We start from the raw sequence: 14,929 nt of genomic DNA, 5'->3' as shown, positions 1-14,929 counted from the left end.
CGGCAGGCTGGGACCATGCCGGAGCTGCCCGAGGTCGAGGCCCTGCGGGAGTACCTCGACGAGCACCTCACCGGGCGGGTGGTCGAGCGCGTCCTCCCGCTCGCCGTGAGCGTGCTCAAGACCTACGACCCACCGCTGACCGCCCTCGAAGGGCAGCCCGCCGGCAGCACCGCCCGGTACGGCAAGTTCTTGGCCCTGCCGGTCGGCGAGATCCACCTCGTCACGCACCTGGCCCGGGCCGGCTGGCTGCGCTGGCAGGACACCCTGCCCGCGCAGCCGCCGCGCCCCGGCAAGGGGCCGCTCGCGCTGCGCGTCTCCCTCGTGGGCGGGGGCGGCTTCGACCTCACCGAGGCCGGTACCCAAAAGCGCCTCGCCGTGTACGTGGTCCACGACCCGCAGGAGGTGCCCGGCATCGCCCGCCTCGGCCCCGATCCGCTCGCCGAGCGATTCGACCGGGACGCCTTCGCCGCGCTGCTCGAGGGGGAGCGGCGCCAGATCAAGGGCGTGCTGCGGGACCAGAGCGTGATCGCGGGAATCGGCAACGCCTACAGCGACGAGATCCTGCACGCGGCCCGGGTCTCACCGTTCAAGCTCGCCGCCTCCTTCACCGACGAGCAGCTCACCCAGCTCTACGAGGCCGTGCGGAGCACCCTGGGCGAAGCCGTCGGCCGGGCCCACGGGGTGGCCGCGGGAAAACTCAAGGCCGAGAAGAAGAGCGGCCTGCGAGTGCACGGCCGGGCCGGTGAGCCGTGCCCGGTGTGCGGGGACACCGTGCGCTCGGTGTCCTTCGCCGACTCGTCCCTGCAGTACTGCCCCACCTGCCAGACCGGTGGGAAGCCGCTCGCGGACCGGCGGCTTTCGCGCCTCCTCAAATAGGCGGGCGCTGCGTAGACTCCGCCACGATGGCCGAGGAGCAGCAACAACAATCGGCGCCCCGGCGCGAGATCGTCACCGGGGTCCCCCGGGGCGCCCGCCGCCGGCCGCCCGCGCACACCCCCGCCCGCTCGGAGATCTCCGAGCAGACGACCCTCGGGGCCACCTACGTCCGGGCCTTGATGCGCAGCCAACTGCGCGCGGCTCTGGGGGCGTTGGCCGCGCTCGTATCGCTGATCGGGACCCTGCCGCTGGCGTTCGCCCTGTCGCGCGAGGCGTCGGGTCCGCTGGTCTGGGTGGCGCTCGGCCTGCTGGTGTATCCGGTGATGTGGCTCATCGCCCGGTGGTACGTCACCCGGGCGGAGCGCAACGAGGCGGACTTCACCGGCCTGGTGATGGACCCGGCCGACCGCGGCTGACGGCTGTTCCGTCTTCCCGCCGCGATTGCGGGACGGCACCCCGCAGCCCTCTGCACCAACTCGCCCCGCCGTCCAGCGGCAAGGCGCCTCAGCCGGCGGCCGGTGGGTCGAGAACAGTGGCTGGTCAGGCCGCAGATCGACGGACCACCCGATACGTACTCGGACGGCTTCTCGAGGACGCGTTCCGTGGCTACGGCCCCATCCTCATCGACCGCCCCGCAGCCGCACTCACCCTGCTCGTCGCAGCCGACGACTAGGGTCGGTTTCAGCAACCCGTTCCGGGTGGGTCGTCAGTTGGCAGCGAGGATGTCAGAGAGACTCACGGAGGGGCGGCCGAGCATCTCTGTCAACGTGCGCTGCTGGCGCTCCGTCAAGGAGGCAACGAAGACCACTGCGTCAGCGTTGGCTTGCTCACACACCAGAGCCACCTCGCGGACCTTCCCGTAGGACAGCAGGGTTCGCGAAGAGTAGGGCAGACCCATCTTGCGGACCCCGCCGTTCGAGACGCCTCGTCGTTGCACGATCTGCGCGACGACCCGAGCGCCGTGCGCTGCCAGTTCTGTGGCTGCCGACGCCATGAGTGTTTCGAAGTCCTTCTGTTTCGCGGAGAAGTAGCCGACCAGGACCACATCGGCACCCACGTCAGGGAGCCGGAACGCCTGAGGCTGCCCCGGCTCTGACGACACGCGGCGAGTCAGGCGCCGGTCGCGCCTTCGAGGCTGATGCATGGGCTGCAGGCTAAGGGCCTGGCCTCCTGCAGCGGTACCGGATTTCTCTCCGACCGAGCGTGGCGAACAAGGTCAGAGCCACTCGTTGATGACTGCGATCAGGACGGTGGCCTCAAAGCGGACCGCGAGTTGGTCGAACTCACGAAAGAGAGCACCGATCTCACCGACGCCGGGGGACCTGCCCGGCAGCCGGCCGGCGCTGCCACCACCCCTGACCCCGTCCCATCCGTAGCGGAGCCCCTCAGGAGCTGCGGGACTCGGCAGCAGCCGACCGTTGGACCTGCCGTCGTCTGCCGTGACCTCGTCGCGACCTGGACCGAGACCGACTGCCCCGGCAACTCGTGAGCACAAGGCGCTCCGGCCGGTGCCGTTCCGTTGGACCGGCCCCAGCCCGGCGACCTCCGGCGGAACGGGGATGCAGGCACGGGCGCCGGCGGTCTACGACGGCTCGTACGGTTCCACCGGGAGCGGGGCGAGCGGTTCCTGCGCGTGCCCCCTCGGCGAGCACGCGGCGAACGGGCCCTGGCGGGGGTCCATCAGGACCCGCAGGTGCGGATCGGCGTGCTGGATCCACCACGTCGTCATGCCGAGGGCCGGATCGTGGCGCAGGTGCTCCCAGGCCAGCCACAGCGCGGACAGCCGGGCCCCCGCCTCCGGGTGCTCCCACCAGAGCGGACACCAGGTCGCAGACGTACCGTCCAGGGGGCGGCGGATCGTGACCGCCAGGTAGTCGGTGACGAAGGCGAAGACGTCGCTGAAGTAGAACTCGGGTCCGTCGCCGTAGACCTCCGACGCCGGCATCGGGAAGACGGAACGCGGTTCCGGCTTCGGCCGGGGCAGGGGGTACAACGCCAGCAGCGAGCCGAGGGCGTCGTCGCTGCGCCGGAGCTCCGTCAGGAGCCAGCCCAGGAGGAGGTCCTGGGATTCGGCGACCTCGGCGAAGGCGTCCGCCGCGAGGGAAGCGACGAGCCGCTCCCGCCAGTCGTTCAACTGCCTTCTCCAGCGGTCCTCCTCGGCGGCCGACCGGGAACCGGCCAGGAAGCGGGCCACCGTCCAGTGGTGTTCCTTCCAGGCATCGCCATCGGCTTCGGCCGTCACCCGCGCCGCCACCCGCTGCGCGTTCTCGATCGCTTTGCTGTCCATGGAACTGATGAGTGCCTTTCGAGCCACGTGAGGAGTGTGCTGATCATACGAGTTCAGCGTCCTCTACCCGTGTCCGTGCTCGTGGCTTTGTCAGAACAAGTGCATCGCCAAGTGGCCGAGGGGCAGACCGAGTTGCCAGGCCGGCGTCCATACGCGCGCGTTCTCGTCCAGGCCCGGCGCGATGTCGGTGTGGTCGTCGTCGGGCCGCCCGGGGTCGAGGTTGGTGGCGAACAGTTCGGTGCTGTCCAGCCAGCGCCACGCCGCCCGGGCCAGTTCCAGATCGGGGTCCGCGCAGTCGTCGCGCTCCCGGGCCTCCTCGCCGAGCGCGAGGAACCGGGTGTGCACCCAGTCGCGCCACGGGTGTCCGTACGCCGTGAGCGACAGCCACTCGTCGAGCTGCGAGACCACCCGGATGCCGGAGAGCTCGCCGGCCGCGTCCGAGAGGTAGATCGTCAGGGCGAGCGTGTCCCGTCCGGCCCTGAACTCCAGGGTGCTGGCCGGGATGAGCCGGCCCGTGCGCAGCAGTTCGTCCGCGATGTACTCGGCGTACAGCCAGGCCATGGGCACCGCGAGCCCGCCGTCACTGGTGCCGTTACTACCCTCGGGCTGCACCGTTCCACCTTCTCCCGCGCTTCGAGCGTCCCGTTTATCAGTCCCGAGCCTTCACCGAGCGGCTCGCGGAGCGGGGGATGTTTACTCAACTTGCACGCTCTGATGCCGAAATCGACGCGTTTTATGTCCGGTCCGCATCTATTCATGGCGTTAGCCGATCCTTCGCCGCGCTGCAGGCTCAGGCGCCGAGGCCGTACCCGTACCCCTGGAGGCCCTTCCGCAGGGCGCGGAGGGCGTAGTACGTCCGGGACTTGACCGTTCCGGCCGGAATTCCGAGCTCGGCGGCGGCCTCGGCCACCGAGCGGTCGCGGAAGTAGACCTGCATCAGCACCTCGCGGTGCTCCGGCCCGAGGGACCCCACGGCCCGCCGGACGTCGATCGCCGTGACCGAGCCGGCCACCGCGTCCTGCGGCTCGGGTGCGTGTTCCAGCCCCTCCGGATCCACCTCCAGCGGTCGTGACAGCCGGGCCCGCCGGGCGTCGATCGCGAGCCGCCGGGCCACCGTGAACAGCCAGGGCCGCATGGAGTCGTGCCCGCTGGACAGGGCCTCCGGGTGCTGCCAGACCCGTACGAGGGTCTCCTGCACGAGGTCCTCCGCGCGCTGGGCGTCCCCTGCCGTAAGGCCTACCAGGAATCCGAACAGGGCCCGCCCGTGATCGCGCTGGAGGACGGCGAGTGCCTCGGGGTCCGTACGCGGGAGGGTGGGGGAGATCGGCACGAGGGGCTCCTTCCGGGGTGCGTGGGGGGCCGTGGAAGCGGCGACCCGTCCACCCTGACCTGCACGGAGCCGACCCGGAACCGTCCGGCCCCGGCGTTGCGCCCAAGCACCCGGGTCGTCCGCCGGGCGGCCGTGCCGGTCGGTGAACGGTCGAACGGCGCGGCGAACGGCAGGCGGTCGGCCTCGCCCCCGTCCGCCGTTCGGGTGGGCGCGTGTCCGCAAGACGGATCCGGTTCTTGACTTACAGCGTGTAGTTATGTGGATTGCATGTGATCACACATCAGATAATCGTATTAATGAGAGCAGGGCGCATGACCACGCGAATCCGACCGCAGGTGTTCGCCCTCCTGTCGGTCGTGCTGCTGTCCGCCGCCGCCGGTTGCTCGGCCACCCAGAGCTCCGCACCGGCCCGCCTCGGGGATTCCGGGGGGCCGGCCGCCCCCTCCAGTGCCGCCGGACCGGCCCCCGGGCAGGGCTTCACCCTCGTTGTGAGCGGCGACGTGCTGCCGCACACCTCCGTCATCCAGCGCGCGGCGAACGACGCGGACGGCGACGGATACGACTTCAGGCCGATGTTCTCCGGGGTCAAACCGGTGGTCTCGGCGGCCGACCTCGCCCTCTGCCACATGGAGACCATCTACGGGGAGGAGGGCGGGCCCTTCTCCGGCTATCCGGCCTTCACATCGCCGCCGCAGGTCGCCGACGGGCTGAAGGACTCCGGGTACGACGGCTGCTCCACGGCCTCGAACCACACCCTCGACGACGGGGGCGCGGGCCTGCGCCGCACGCTGGACCGCTTCGACAAGGTCGGACTGGGGCACGCCGGATCGGCCCGTACGGCCGCCGAGGCGGCCACGGTGACCACGTACACGGCAGGTTCCGCCAAGGTGGCGCACCTCGCGTACACCTACGACACCAACGGCTACCCGATGCCCGAGGGCCAGCCGTGGGCGGTCAACCTGATGAAGCAGGACAAGATCATCGCGGATGCGCGGGCGGCCCGGAAGGCGGGCGCGGACGTGGTGCTGGTGAGCGTGCACTGGGGCACGGAATGGGAGACCGAACCGGACGGCACCCAGCTCTCGCTCGGCAAGGCGCTCACCGCCTCGCAGACCGGCGGCCGCCCCGACATCGACGCCCTCATCGGTACGCACGCCCACGTGCCGCAGCCCTACGAGAAGGTCAACGGGACCTGGATCATCTACGGCATGGGCGACCAGGTCGCGGGCGAGATGTTCAACCACTCGGGCGCGCGCGACATGCGGGGCAACTACGGCTCGATCGGCCGGTTCGCCTTCGCCCCGCCGGCCGCCGCCGGGCAGCGCTGGCAGGTCACCAAGGCCGAGTTCGTGCCGCAGATGATGGACCTGTCCGTGGGCCGGGTCGTCCACCTGACCGACGCCCTCGCGAAGGAGCCCGGTCGGGAGGACTACGAGAGCGCGCGCGACGCCATCAGCGAGGCCGTGCTCAGCCGCGGCGCCGCCAAGGACGGCCTGACCATGGGCAGGTAGGGCCGGCGACGGGACCCGGGATCCCTACGGAACCACGGTGACGGGCCAGCGGCCCGCCTTCACCAGGCGGATCGCCACCGATCCCACGATGCGGTGGCCCGCCTGTTCGGAGGCGCCGACCACCACCGCGTCCGCCATCAGCTCGTCCGCCGCGCTCACCAGGCCGGCTGGGGGCACCTCCCAGCGGTAGCTGGGGGCGGGTCGTCGTGGAAGGTGTGGAACTGCCAGCGCACCTCGTAGATGCCCTTGAGCCGCTCCGCCGAGGCGCGGATCTCGGTCACCCGGCCCTCGGCGATCTCCCCGGTGGTGTCCGCCGCCGGCGCGCCGAGCGCGGCGCCGGCCGGGATCACCGGCTGGACGTACACCAGGGCCAGCAGGGCGTTCTGCCGCCGGGCCAGCCCCGCCGCGTAGGCTGCGGCCCGCAGCGAGGACTCCGATCCGTCCACCCCGGCCAGGATCACCTTCGGACCGTCGGTACCGCGTTCGAATTTCGTATTCACGTGCTCCGTCACCCTGCCGAGGATGGGCCGTGCTCCAGAACGCCCGGGGCACGGCCCGGGGCCTGACCCGGTGCACGACCCGGTGCACGAACCGGGCCTGCTCGAGGACATGGCCCGGGGAGCGGCCGTGCACCTCGCGGCCCATCGCTCGCCGCGCGCCCCGGCGCGGCCCTCCCTACAGTGCGAACCATGAGTGCGACCAGCGCCACCGTGGAGGAGAAGCACGGAACCCGGAACCGCTTCCTGAACCGGGTGCCCGACGGGTTCGGCGCGTTCTTCGGAACGCTCGGCCTGCTCTGCGCCCTGCTCGCGCTCTCCCCCACGCTGCGGCGGCTCCTGCGGCCCATCGTGCGGTTCCTCGATCTGATCGTCGTCCCGGTCAGCGCGAACCTCGCCTACGCCGTCTTCCTCTTCCTCCTCGCCGCGGCCCTCGGCACCCGCAAGAAGGTCGCCTGGTGGATCGTCATCACCTATTTGGCCCTGCTGATCGTCGACGACGTGCTGGAGATGGCCGTCGGCGCGTACTGGATCGGCATCCCCTCCATGGTCATCGCCGTCGCCGCGCTGGCCGTTCTGATCGCCGCCCGCGACGAGTTCTACGCCGCCTCCCGCCCGGGGGCCCTGTGGCACGCCCTGTTCGTGCTCGGCCTCGGCCTGCTCGCCGCCGTACTCGTGGGCTGGGCGCTCGTCGCCCTCTTCCCCGGCACCCTGCCCCGGGGCCAGTGGTTGGACTGGGCCGCCAAGGAGGTCTTCGGCGGCCTCTTCTCCGCCCGGGAGTTCGACGGCCACCCACCCCGCCCGCTCTCCTTCCTGCTCGGCCTCTTCGGCGCGGCCGCCCTACTGAACGCGGCCATGACCCTCTTCCGCTCCCAGCGCCTGACCGCCGCCCTGCACGGCGACGAGGAACCCCGCATCCGCGCGCTCCTCGGCGCCTACGGCCGCAACGACTCCCTCGGCTACTTCGCCACCCGGCGCGACAAGGCCGTCGTCTTCGCCCCCAACGGCAAGGCCGGCGTCACCTACCGCGTCGAGGCGGGTGTCTGCCTCGCCAGCGGTGACCCGGTCGGCGACCCCGCCTCCTGGACCGCCGCCATCGACGCCTGGCTGGCCGTGGCCCGGCGCTACGGCTGGCAGCCCGCCGTCATGGGCGCCTCCGAGGACGGCGCCACCGCCTACGCCCGCTCCGGACTCGGCGCACTGCAGCTCGGCGACGAGGCCATCCTGCACGTGGCCCGCTTCGACCTCGACGGCCGCGACATGCGCGTCACCCGCCAGGCCGTCAACCGTGTCCGGCGCACCGGCGCCACCACCGTCATCCGCCGCCACTCCGCCCTCTCCGAGGACGAGATGCAGAGGATCGTGGAAAGCGCGGACAAATGGCGCGACACCGAGACCGAACGCGGTTTCTCCATGGCCCTGGACCGGCTCGGCGACCGCGCCGACGGGGACTGCCTGCTGGTCGAGGCCTTCGACGACAAGGGCGAGCTGATCGCCCTGCTCTCCTTTGTCCCCTGGGGCAAGGACGGCATCTCCCTCGACCTCATGCGCCGCGACCGCACCGCCCCCAACGGGGTCATGGAGTTCATGGTCGCCCAACTCTGCGCCGCGGCCCCCGGCCTCGGTGTGCACCGGATCTCCCTCAACTTCGCCGTCTTCCGCTCCGCCTTCGAGGAGGGCGGCCGGATCGGCGCCGGCCCCGTCCTCAAACTGTGGCGCAAGCTGCTCCTCTTCTTCTCCCGTTGGTGGCAGCTGGAGGCGCTGTACCGCTCGAACGTCAAGTACGACCCCGAGTGGTACCCGCGCTACCTCTGCTACCAGGACGCCGGCTCGCTCGCCCGGGTCAGCCTCGCCTCCGGCATCGCCGAGGGCTTCGTCTCCGTACCCAGCCTGCGCACCCTGTGGGGCAACGGCCACCCCAAGGGCCTCACCGCCATCGCCTCCACCGAGGGACTGCCCTCCATCGAATCCCTCGGCCTGGACGCGGTCGAGCAGGGGGACGCGGGGGCCCCGGTCGAGCGGCTGCCCGAACAGGTCCGCGTCCGCCACGCGAAACTGGACCGCATCCGGGCGGCCGGTACCGACCCCTACCCGGTGGGGATCCGCGCGCGCACCCACACCGTCGCGGAACTGAAGGCCACCCACGGGGGTTCCCCCGGCCGTCCCACCCTCCCGCCCGGCGCCCGGACCGGCGAACAGGTCACCCTCGCCGGGCGCGTGATGCTCGTGCGCGACCTCGGCGGCGTGGTCTTCGCCGTCCTGCGCGACTGGTCCGGCGACATCCAGCTGATGCTCACCCGCGACGAAGCCGGGGCCGAGGTACTGGACTCCTTCACCTCCCAGGTCGACTTCGGCGACCACGTGCTCGTCAGCGGCGAGACCGGCGCCAGCAAGGCGGGCGAGCTGTCGCTGGTGGTCCGGTCCTGGCAACTCACCGGCAAGTGCCTGCGCCCCCTCCCCGACAAGCGCAAGGGCCTCGCCGACCCCGAGGCCCGGGTCCGGCGCCGCTACCTCGACCTCGTCGCGAGCCCCGAGGCCCGGGACGTCGTACGGGCCCGCTCCAGCGCGGTCCAGGCCCTGCGCCAGGGACTGCTCGACCGCGGCTACCTCGAGGTCGAGACCCCGATGCTCCAGCAGATCCACGGCGGCGCCAACGCCCGGCCCTTCCGCACCCACATCAACGCCTACGACCTCGACCTGTACCTGCGCATCGCGCCCGAGCTCTACCTCAAGCGGCTCTGCGTCGGCGGCATGGAGAAGGTCTTCGAGATGGGCCGCACCTTCCGCAACGAGGGCGTCTCCTACAAGCACAACCCCGAGTTCACGATGCTGGAGGCCTACCAGGCCTTCGCCGACTACGACGTGATGCTCGACCTCACCCGCGAACTGATCCAGGGCGCCGCCACCGCCGCCTTCGGCTCGCCCATCGCCCACAAGGCGGGACCGGACGGGAAGCTCGTCGTCCACGACATCTCCGGAACCTGGCCGGTCAAGACCATGTACGGGGCCATCAGCGAGGCCCTCGGCGAGGAGGTCGACGCCGACACCGAGGAAGGGGCACTGCGCCGACTGTGCGACCGGGCGTCGGTCCCGCACGGCCCCGAGGACACCCGCGGCGACGTGGTGCTGGAGATGTACGAGCGCCTCGTGGAGGAGCGCACCAAGCTGCCGACCTTCTACAAGGACTTCCCCACCGACGTCTCCCCGCTCACCCGCCAGCACCGCCGGGACCCCAGGCTCGCCGAACGCTGGGACCTGGTCGCCTTCGGCACCGAACTGGGAACCGCCTACTCGGAGCTGACCGACCCCGTGGAACAGCGCCGCCGCCTCACCGCCCAGTCCCTGCTCGCGGCGGGCGGTGACCCGGAGGCGATGGAACTCGACAACGACTTCCTCGACGCCCTGGAGTACGCGATGCCGCCCACGGGCGGCCTCGGCATCGGCGTGGACCGCCTCGTCATGTTCCTCACGGGCCTGACGATCCGCGAGACCCTGCCCTTCCCCCTGGTCCGCCGCGGCTGACCACCCCGAAGGACGCCCCCGTCGTCGCCGTGGCGGTCCCTCACTGCCTCGGCATACGCCGTTCCAGCCGCGCCGCCTGCTCCCGCAGCCCCGTGGACCAACTGCGACCGGGCGGCGGAGCGGCCGTTCCCGCGACGGACACCTGTACGTCCTCGCGAGGGCCGTCCGGGGCAGCGCCGAGCCGCTCCCAGTCCACCCGGATCCCGGCCCGCTCGGCGAGCACGACCACGGTGGCGGTGAAGCCCTGCGGGTGTGAGCCGACCGGGTGAGGGGAACAGGGTGCCTCCGCGCCTCTCGACAACTTCGGCGATGTCGTTGATACGTAGTAATAATGAAAAATGACGAGCCGACAGTAGGGCGGCGCACGGTCCTGCGTACCGCCGTCTTCCTCGGGGTCGCCGCGGCCTCCGGACTGCTCAGCGTGGGCGGTGAGCGCGGTACCGGTACCCCGGGGCAGGGACCGACCGGGTCCGTACCCCCGGCCGGGCCGGGGGCGCCCCCCGCGGCGGGTGCGCCGGGGTTGCGGGCGCGGGCGCTGCCCGAGAAGGCGTACCGGCTCCAACCGATGACCGCCGACGCGCCGGTGCGCCCGGCGGCCGCGAAGCCGGCCGTACGGACCCGGCCCATCCTGGAACTCCCCGCCGAGGAAGCCGCGTCGGCCGGCATGGTGCTCACCTTCGACGACGGCCCGGACCCCCGCTACACCCCCGCCATCCTCGACACCCTCGCCCGGTACGGCGTGCGCGCCATGTTCTTCGTCTGCGGCGAGATGGCCACCGAGAACCGGAACCTGCTGCGCCGGATGGTCGACGAGGGCCACGTCATCGGCAACCACACCTGGACCCACCCGCTCATCCCGGGGCTCAGCCGGCCCGCCCTCGCCTCCGAGATCGGCCGCACGAGCGAGGTCGTCCAGCAGACCGTCGGCGAGGCGCCCTTGTGGTTCCGGGCCCCCTACGGGGCCTGGAACCGGGCCGCCTTCGAGATCGGGGCCGAGCTCGGCATGGAGCCGCTCGCCTGGACCGTGGACACCCTGGACTGGAAGGAACCGGGGACCCCGACAATCATCTCCCGGGTACTGGGCGGCGCGGCCCCCGGCGTGATCGTCCTCTCGCACGACGCCGGCGGCAACCGGTCGCAGAGCGTCCAGGCGATCTCCTCGTACCTTCCCCAACTGCTCGCACGCGGCTACCGGATGACCCTCCCGGTGCTGCCGCCCCGCTGAAGCGGGCGCCGGCCGCGGTGGACGCGCACCGGCTCAGCGGGCCTCCACCATGCGGGCGAAGACGACCACGTTGCCGTCGTAGCCACGGGCCTTTGAGTATCCGCCGCCACAGGTGATCACCCGGAGTTCCGGGTGTCCTGTGTCCCCGTACACACGGGCCCCGGGGAAGGCCTCCTTGGAGAACACCTCCACCCCGTAGACCTCGAACACCGCCGTCCGGCCGTCGTACCGCTCCACCTCGATGTGGTTGCCCGGCTTAACCGAGCCGAGACCGTAGAAGACCGCGGGGCCCTGCGCGTTGTCCACGTGACCGACGATCACCGCGGAGCCCCGCTGGCCCGGCGAGATGCCGTTGAGGTACCAGCCGGCGAGATTGCGGTCCTGCGGGGGCGGCGCGTCGATCCAACCCTCCGCGTCCAGCCCGACCGTCATCACCGGCGCGTCCACGTTGATCGTGGGAATCCGGATGCGCTGGACCGACGAGTGCTCCAGCACCTCCATGTCCGCCGGGGGCGTGGGTGGATCGGCCGGCAACTGGTCGGCCGTCACCGCGACGGCCGAGGCCGCGGTGGGCTGCGGCGGCCCGTCGCCGATGTTCACACCGTTGCGCACCATGGCGAGGCCGGTGAGCATGACCAGGGCGAGTACGCCCCACGGTGAGCGTTTGCGTGACTTCCCGGGCTCGTCCTCGCCCATCGTTCTCCCTTCCCGACGCGGGGGTCCCGACCCGCGTTCCCGTCCCACCCCTGTACGCCCTACTTCACGCACGCTAAGGCCGAGTCGGCAGCACGGCGAGGGGGGAAGGGCGAACGGGTGGCCGCCACCCGGAGGGAGCCGGACGGGGTGCGCCCATCCAGGTAATCGTCACATAAATGCCTGACGGGTCGTGACCTGCGGATCCGTCAGTTGCATTTCCCGAGCTTCGGCGTGTCGCTCAACCGGGCGGCCCAAAGCCGGAAATGCGGAGATGGCGGGACGACCCGAGGGTTCGACGTGGGAGGCGTTCTCGTCGATCATCCGGGGCCGACGCTCCGGGGCGCTTCCCGCTGGAGGTTCCACCATGCGTGTTTTGCGCGCTCTTACCGTGACGGCGGCAGCCTGCGCCGTGATCGGCCTCAGTGCCCCGTTCGCCTCCGCGAACCAGGACCCCGGGGGCCGGGGTGGGAATGGGGGTGGGAACGGCCCCAGCAACATCTCCGTCAACCCGTACTCCGTGCACCAGGGTTCCACGATGCAGGTGAGCGCGGCGGGCTGCGGTCACGGCGGTACCGTCACGTCGCACGGCAACTTTCCGCCGGCCAACCTGTCCGCGGGGTCGATCGGATTCGCGACCGTCCGGATCTTCAACCACGCCTCGCCCGGGCACCACACGCTGTCCGTCAAGTGCAACGACAGCAACCTGGTCGCCACGCACCGCTTCACCATCTTGGAGGGCAACCCCTCGCAGGGCGGCATCGGCGGATCCTTCGGCCCGTCCACGGCCGAGACCGCCATCGGTGCGGGCCTCGTCGGCGCCGCGGCCCTCGGAGCCGGGGCCCACGTGCTGCGCCGTCGCCGCCCGCTCCGCAGCCGGGCCTGACCGGTCTCCCCGGACGGAGATCCCCCCGCCACCGGCGATCGCCCCGAGTCCTGACGAGGACTCGGGGCGATCGGTGGTGGCGGGGGGACGTCCGGCGGGTTCAATGGCTACGGCCGGATCCCCTGCGGCGCAGGGCGAACACGGTGCCGCCCGCGGCGGCGAGGAACAGACCGGCGCCGGCGCCGAGCTCCAGGGGATCCATGCCGGCCACGCTGCCGCCCAGACCGCCGCGGACACCGAGGGCGGAGGACGGGGTCGGGAAGCGGGTCGTGCCGGTGCCGGTGCCGGTGCCCGTTCGCGTGGAGCTCGTGGTGGGTCCGGTGGTGCCGCCGGCGATCGTCAGATCGGCCGAGCCGGTCTCCCCGTTGCAGGTGAAGGAGACGGAGTAGACGGCGCCGCGCCGGGCGTCCCGGTCCACGGTGACCCGTACGGTCTGGCCGCGCGCGATGCTCACGGTGTCGAAGACACCGGAGGAGGCGGTGGCGTAGGCGGCGTTGCAGCGGCTGACCGCGAGGACCGTCTGCCCTCCGGGGGCGACGGTCGAAGGCGTGAGGGTGAAGCCGAACGAGGTGATGGGCTGTGCCTCGGCAGCGGTTGCGGCGGGCGCGCCGAGGACGCCGAGCGCGAGTACGGCGCCCGTGGCGCCGACGCTCAGCAGGGTGGTGGCGGAGGTACGTATCGCACCCATGGTTGGTTCTCCGGATCCCCGAGGAGCAGCCGCGGAACGGTTTTCCGCACGTGGGGGGTCGTGCGCCTCGATGTCCGACACGCTAGGTCGGGGTGCGGTGACCCGCGATCAGGAACGGGCGAATGGGGCACGGCCCTGGGCCGAACCGGGGACGGGAGGCCCGTCCCCGGTTTGCGAGTGGCCTGATCCGGCCCGACCGACGAGACGTGCCCGGGCGGCCTAGCCGCCGAGGTCCAGGTGGGGGAACTGGGTGAGGAACGGTTCGGCGGTGGCGGAGATGCCCCGCCCGAACGGCGCGTCGAAGTCCCAGATCAGGAACAGCAGGAACGCGATGAGGGCACTGAACAGGCCCGCCAGCAGCATCTCCCGGAACGAGCGCCTGATCTGCAGGGTGAAGATCAGGCCCACGGTCACCAGGGCGCCGACGATCAGCCCGAACCACACCACGCCCGGCATGGTGGCCCCGGCACTCGAGCCGCGTGCGCTGCGGGCGTCGTCGACCACCGCGACCTGGTCGACCAGCGGCTGGTAGGCCTGCCCCTCGTGGTCGGTCTGCGGTTCGTAGTCGGTGACGTCCCGGCGGATGCGCTCCAGCAGCTCCCCGCCGTGCTCGGTGAGCTCGCCGTGGTCGGCCATCCGCCTCCACTCCGTGTCCACGACGTGGGTCACGTACGCGTCGACGTCGGACCGGATCCGCTTGCGCACCTCGGCCGGGTAGACCTCGGAGCGGACACTGATCTCGTGCAGGGCCTGGGCCTCCTGGCGCACGTATTCCTGGGCGGCCCCGCGGCCCTCCCAGACGCCGGCGATCGCCAGGCCCAACACGATCGCGTAGATCACCCCGATCATCATCGTCATGTACTCGATGACGTCAGGGGTCTCGTTCGGATCGTCGTCATCGCCGATCCTCCTGTGGTTCAAGAAGGCGATGGACAGCACCACGGCACAGGCCGCGGCCATCGCGAGGGACAGGACGAGCCATTCCGACAAGATGACTCCCAATCGGTTACTGGTGGGGAGGAAGAAGCGCGCTAGCGCGGGCGCAGCGCGACGATCGCGAGCACCGCGGGAGCGGCGGTCATCAAGGTGAAAGTCACCGGCGAGATGTGGTGCTCGACGGGTTTGCGGGCGGCCGCGTGATACGCGGGGCGGGCCACCGGTTTCGGCGGTACGGGTTTCACCTCGGGGGCGGGTGGTGGCGGTGGTGCAGGTGGTGCGGGCGGCGGCGCAGGAGCCAGGACCACGCGGGGCGGTGGGGGCGCCGGCTTCGGCGGGGGCGGCGCGGGCAGGACGGGCTTCGGTACGGGCTTCGGCGCCGGCCGGGGAGGCGGCGGTTTCGGTGGTGCGGGTTTCGGGGGCGGTGGGGGCTCGGGCGACGGCGGGGGAGTCGGCTCGGGCGGCGGTGTGGGTTTCG

At 71.6% G+C, this 14,929-nt stretch carries 15 protein-coding genes and 1 pseudogene; 6 read left to right on the top strand and 10 right to left on the bottom strand.

Annotation, left to right across the window (positions count from 1 at the left end):
* The first annotated feature begins 15 nt into the window (after window positions 1-15).
* Complete coding sequence (locus ACIQK6_RS07840; protein ID WP_329096652.1) at window positions 16-876, top strand: DNA-formamidopyrimidine glycosylase family protein; 861 nt, start codon at window positions 16-18, stop codon at window positions 874-876.
* A 26-nt stretch (window positions 877-902) separates the two neighbouring features.
* The gene (locus tag ACIQK6_RS07835) at window positions 903-1,292 is read left to right on the top strand and encodes a hypothetical protein (protein WP_329096651.1); all 390 of its coding nucleotides are present in this window, start codon (window positions 903-905) and stop codon (window positions 1,290-1,292) included.
* A 290-nt stretch (window positions 1,293-1,582) separates the two neighbouring features.
* On the opposite strand, the gene ACIQK6_RS07830 is transcribed toward ACIQK6_RS07835, so the two are convergent.
* From ACIQK6_RS07830 to ACIQK6_RS07815, 4 genes are all read right to left on the bottom strand, one after another.
* Complete coding sequence (locus ACIQK6_RS07830) at window positions 1,583-2,020, bottom strand: hypothetical protein (RefSeq protein WP_402694488.1); 438 nt, start codon at window positions 2,018-2,020, stop codon at window positions 1,583-1,585.
* 438 nt (window positions 2,021-2,458) lie between these two features.
* The gene (locus ACIQK6_RS07825; protein ID WP_329096647.1) at window positions 2,459-3,190 is read right to left on the bottom strand and encodes a DUF4913 domain-containing protein; all 732 of its coding nucleotides are present in this window, start codon (window positions 3,188-3,190) and stop codon (window positions 2,459-2,461) included.
* Between the two features lie 63 nt (window positions 3,191-3,253).
* Window positions 3,254-3,724: a hypothetical protein gene (locus ACIQK6_RS07820; protein WP_402694529.1), complete on the bottom strand. Its 471-nt coding sequence runs from the start codon at window positions 3,722-3,724 to the stop codon at window positions 3,254-3,256.
* 229 nt (window positions 3,725-3,953) lie between these two features.
* Window positions 3,954-4,493 (bottom strand): sigma-70 family RNA polymerase sigma factor, encoded by a 540-nt coding sequence (locus ACIQK6_RS07815; protein WP_329096645.1) that lies wholly within the window; start codon window positions 4,491-4,493, stop codon window positions 3,954-3,956.
* A gap of 311 nt (window positions 4,494-4,804) precedes the next feature.
* On the opposite strand from ACIQK6_RS07815, the gene ACIQK6_RS07810 reads away from it, so the two are divergent.
* Window positions 4,805-6,004: a CapA family protein gene (locus tag ACIQK6_RS07810; protein WP_402694487.1), complete on the top strand. Its 1,200-nt coding sequence runs from the start codon at window positions 4,805-4,807 to the stop codon at window positions 6,002-6,004.
* 24 nt (window positions 6,005-6,028) lie between these two features.
* On the opposite strand, the pseudogene ACIQK6_RS07805 reads toward ACIQK6_RS07810, so the two are convergent.
* A pseudogene (locus ACIQK6_RS07805) lies at window positions 6,029-6,516 on the bottom strand (universal stress protein).
* Window positions 6,517-6,693: 177 nt separating this feature from the next.
* On the opposite strand from ACIQK6_RS07805, the gene lysX reads away from it, so the two are divergent.
* Window positions 6,694-10,023 (top strand): bifunctional lysylphosphatidylglycerol synthetase/lysine--tRNA ligase LysX, encoded by a 3,330-nt coding sequence (lysX, locus tag ACIQK6_RS07800; RefSeq protein ID WP_402694486.1) that lies wholly within the window; start codon window positions 6,694-6,696, stop codon window positions 10,021-10,023.
* A gap of 40 nt (window positions 10,024-10,063) precedes the next feature.
* Here lysX and ACIQK6_RS07795 read toward each other — a convergent pair whose 3' ends face one another.
* The gene (locus ACIQK6_RS07795) at window positions 10,064-10,252 is read right to left on the bottom strand and encodes a hypothetical protein (RefSeq protein ID WP_329096641.1); all 189 of its coding nucleotides are present in this window, start codon (window positions 10,250-10,252) and stop codon (window positions 10,064-10,066) included.
* Between the two features lie 102 nt (window positions 10,253-10,354).
* On the opposite strand from ACIQK6_RS07795, the gene ACIQK6_RS07790 reads away from it, so the two are divergent.
* Entirely contained in the window at window positions 10,355-11,248 is an 894-nt protein-coding gene (locus ACIQK6_RS07790; RefSeq protein WP_329096639.1) for a polysaccharide deacetylase family protein, read from the top strand.
* 33 nt (window positions 11,249-11,281) lie between these two features.
* Here the strand turns inward: ACIQK6_RS07790 and ACIQK6_RS07785 are convergent, their stop codons facing one another.
* A complete protein-coding gene (locus ACIQK6_RS07785) occupies window positions 11,282-11,944 on the bottom strand; it encodes a class F sortase (protein ID WP_329096638.1) in 663 nt (220 codons plus the stop codon).
* Window positions 11,945-12,308: 364 nt separating this feature from the next.
* Here ACIQK6_RS07785 and ACIQK6_RS07780 point away from each other — a divergent pair, with 364 nt between their 5' ends.
* Window positions 12,309-12,827, top strand: a complete 519-nt coding sequence (locus ACIQK6_RS07780; RefSeq protein WP_030012611.1) for a hypothetical protein — start codon at window positions 12,309-12,311, stop codon at window positions 12,825-12,827.
* Window positions 12,828-12,927: 100 nt separating this feature from the next.
* Here the strand turns inward: ACIQK6_RS07780 and ACIQK6_RS07775 are convergent, their stop codons facing one another.
* The 3 genes from ACIQK6_RS07775 to ACIQK6_RS07765 form a co-directional block, all read right to left on the bottom strand.
* The gene (locus ACIQK6_RS07775) at window positions 12,928-13,515 is read right to left on the bottom strand and encodes a hypothetical protein (RefSeq protein WP_329096637.1); all 588 of its coding nucleotides are present in this window, start codon (window positions 13,513-13,515) and stop codon (window positions 12,928-12,930) included.
* 219 nt (window positions 13,516-13,734) lie between these two features.
* Window positions 13,735-14,505, bottom strand: coding sequence for a hypothetical protein (locus ACIQK6_RS07770; protein ID WP_402694485.1), 771 nt, complete (start codon window positions 14,503-14,505; stop codon window positions 13,735-13,737).
* 41 nt (window positions 14,506-14,546) lie between these two features.
* Complete coding sequence (locus tag ACIQK6_RS07765) at window positions 14,547-14,696, bottom strand: hypothetical protein (protein WP_329096635.1); 150 nt, start codon at window positions 14,694-14,696, stop codon at window positions 14,547-14,549.
* Window positions 14,697-14,929: the final 233 nt, after the last annotated feature.

Origin of the sequence: Streptomyces sp. NPDC091682 (assembly GCF_044756625.1) — a bacterium.
GTDB lineage: Bacteria > Actinomycetota > Actinomycetes > Streptomycetales > Streptomycetaceae > Streptomyces.
This window is presented reverse-complemented; position numbering and strand designations above follow the sequence as displayed.

Excerpts from the sequence above, each read along its gene's own strand:
- ACIQK6_RS07840 (WP_329096652.1), top strand. The coding sequence starts at position 16 with ATGCCGGAGCTGCCCGAGGTCGAGGCCCTGCGGGAGTACCTCGACGAG.
- ACIQK6_RS07835 (WP_329096651.1), top strand. The coding sequence starts at position 903 with ATGGCCGAGGAGCAGCAACAACAATCGGCGCCCCGGCGCGAGATCGTC.
- ACIQK6_RS07830 (WP_402694488.1), bottom strand. The coding sequence starts at position 2,020 with ATGCATCAGCCTCGAAGGCGCGACCGGCGCCTGACTCGCCGCGTGTCG.
- ACIQK6_RS07820 (WP_402694529.1), bottom strand. The coding sequence starts at position 3,724 with ATGGCCTGGCTGTACGCCGAGTACATCGCGGACGAACTGCTGCGCACG.
- ACIQK6_RS07810 (WP_402694487.1), top strand. The coding sequence starts at position 4,805 with ATGACCACGCGAATCCGACCGCAGGTGTTCGCCCTCCTGTCGGTCGTG.
- lysX (WP_402694486.1), top strand. The coding sequence starts at position 6,694 with ATGAGTGCGACCAGCGCCACCGTGGAGGAGAAGCACGGAACCCGGAAC.
- ACIQK6_RS07790 (WP_329096639.1), top strand. The coding sequence starts at position 10,355 with ATGAAAAATGACGAGCCGACAGTAGGGCGGCGCACGGTCCTGCGTACC.
- ACIQK6_RS07785 (WP_329096638.1), bottom strand. The coding sequence starts at position 11,944 with ATGGGCGAGGACGAGCCCGGGAAGTCACGCAAACGCTCACCGTGGGGC.
- ACIQK6_RS07780 (WP_030012611.1), top strand. The coding sequence starts at position 12,309 with ATGCGTGTTTTGCGCGCTCTTACCGTGACGGCGGCAGCCTGCGCCGTG.
- ACIQK6_RS07775 (WP_329096637.1), bottom strand. The coding sequence starts at position 13,515 with ATGGGTGCGATACGTACCTCCGCCACCACCCTGCTGAGCGTCGGCGCC.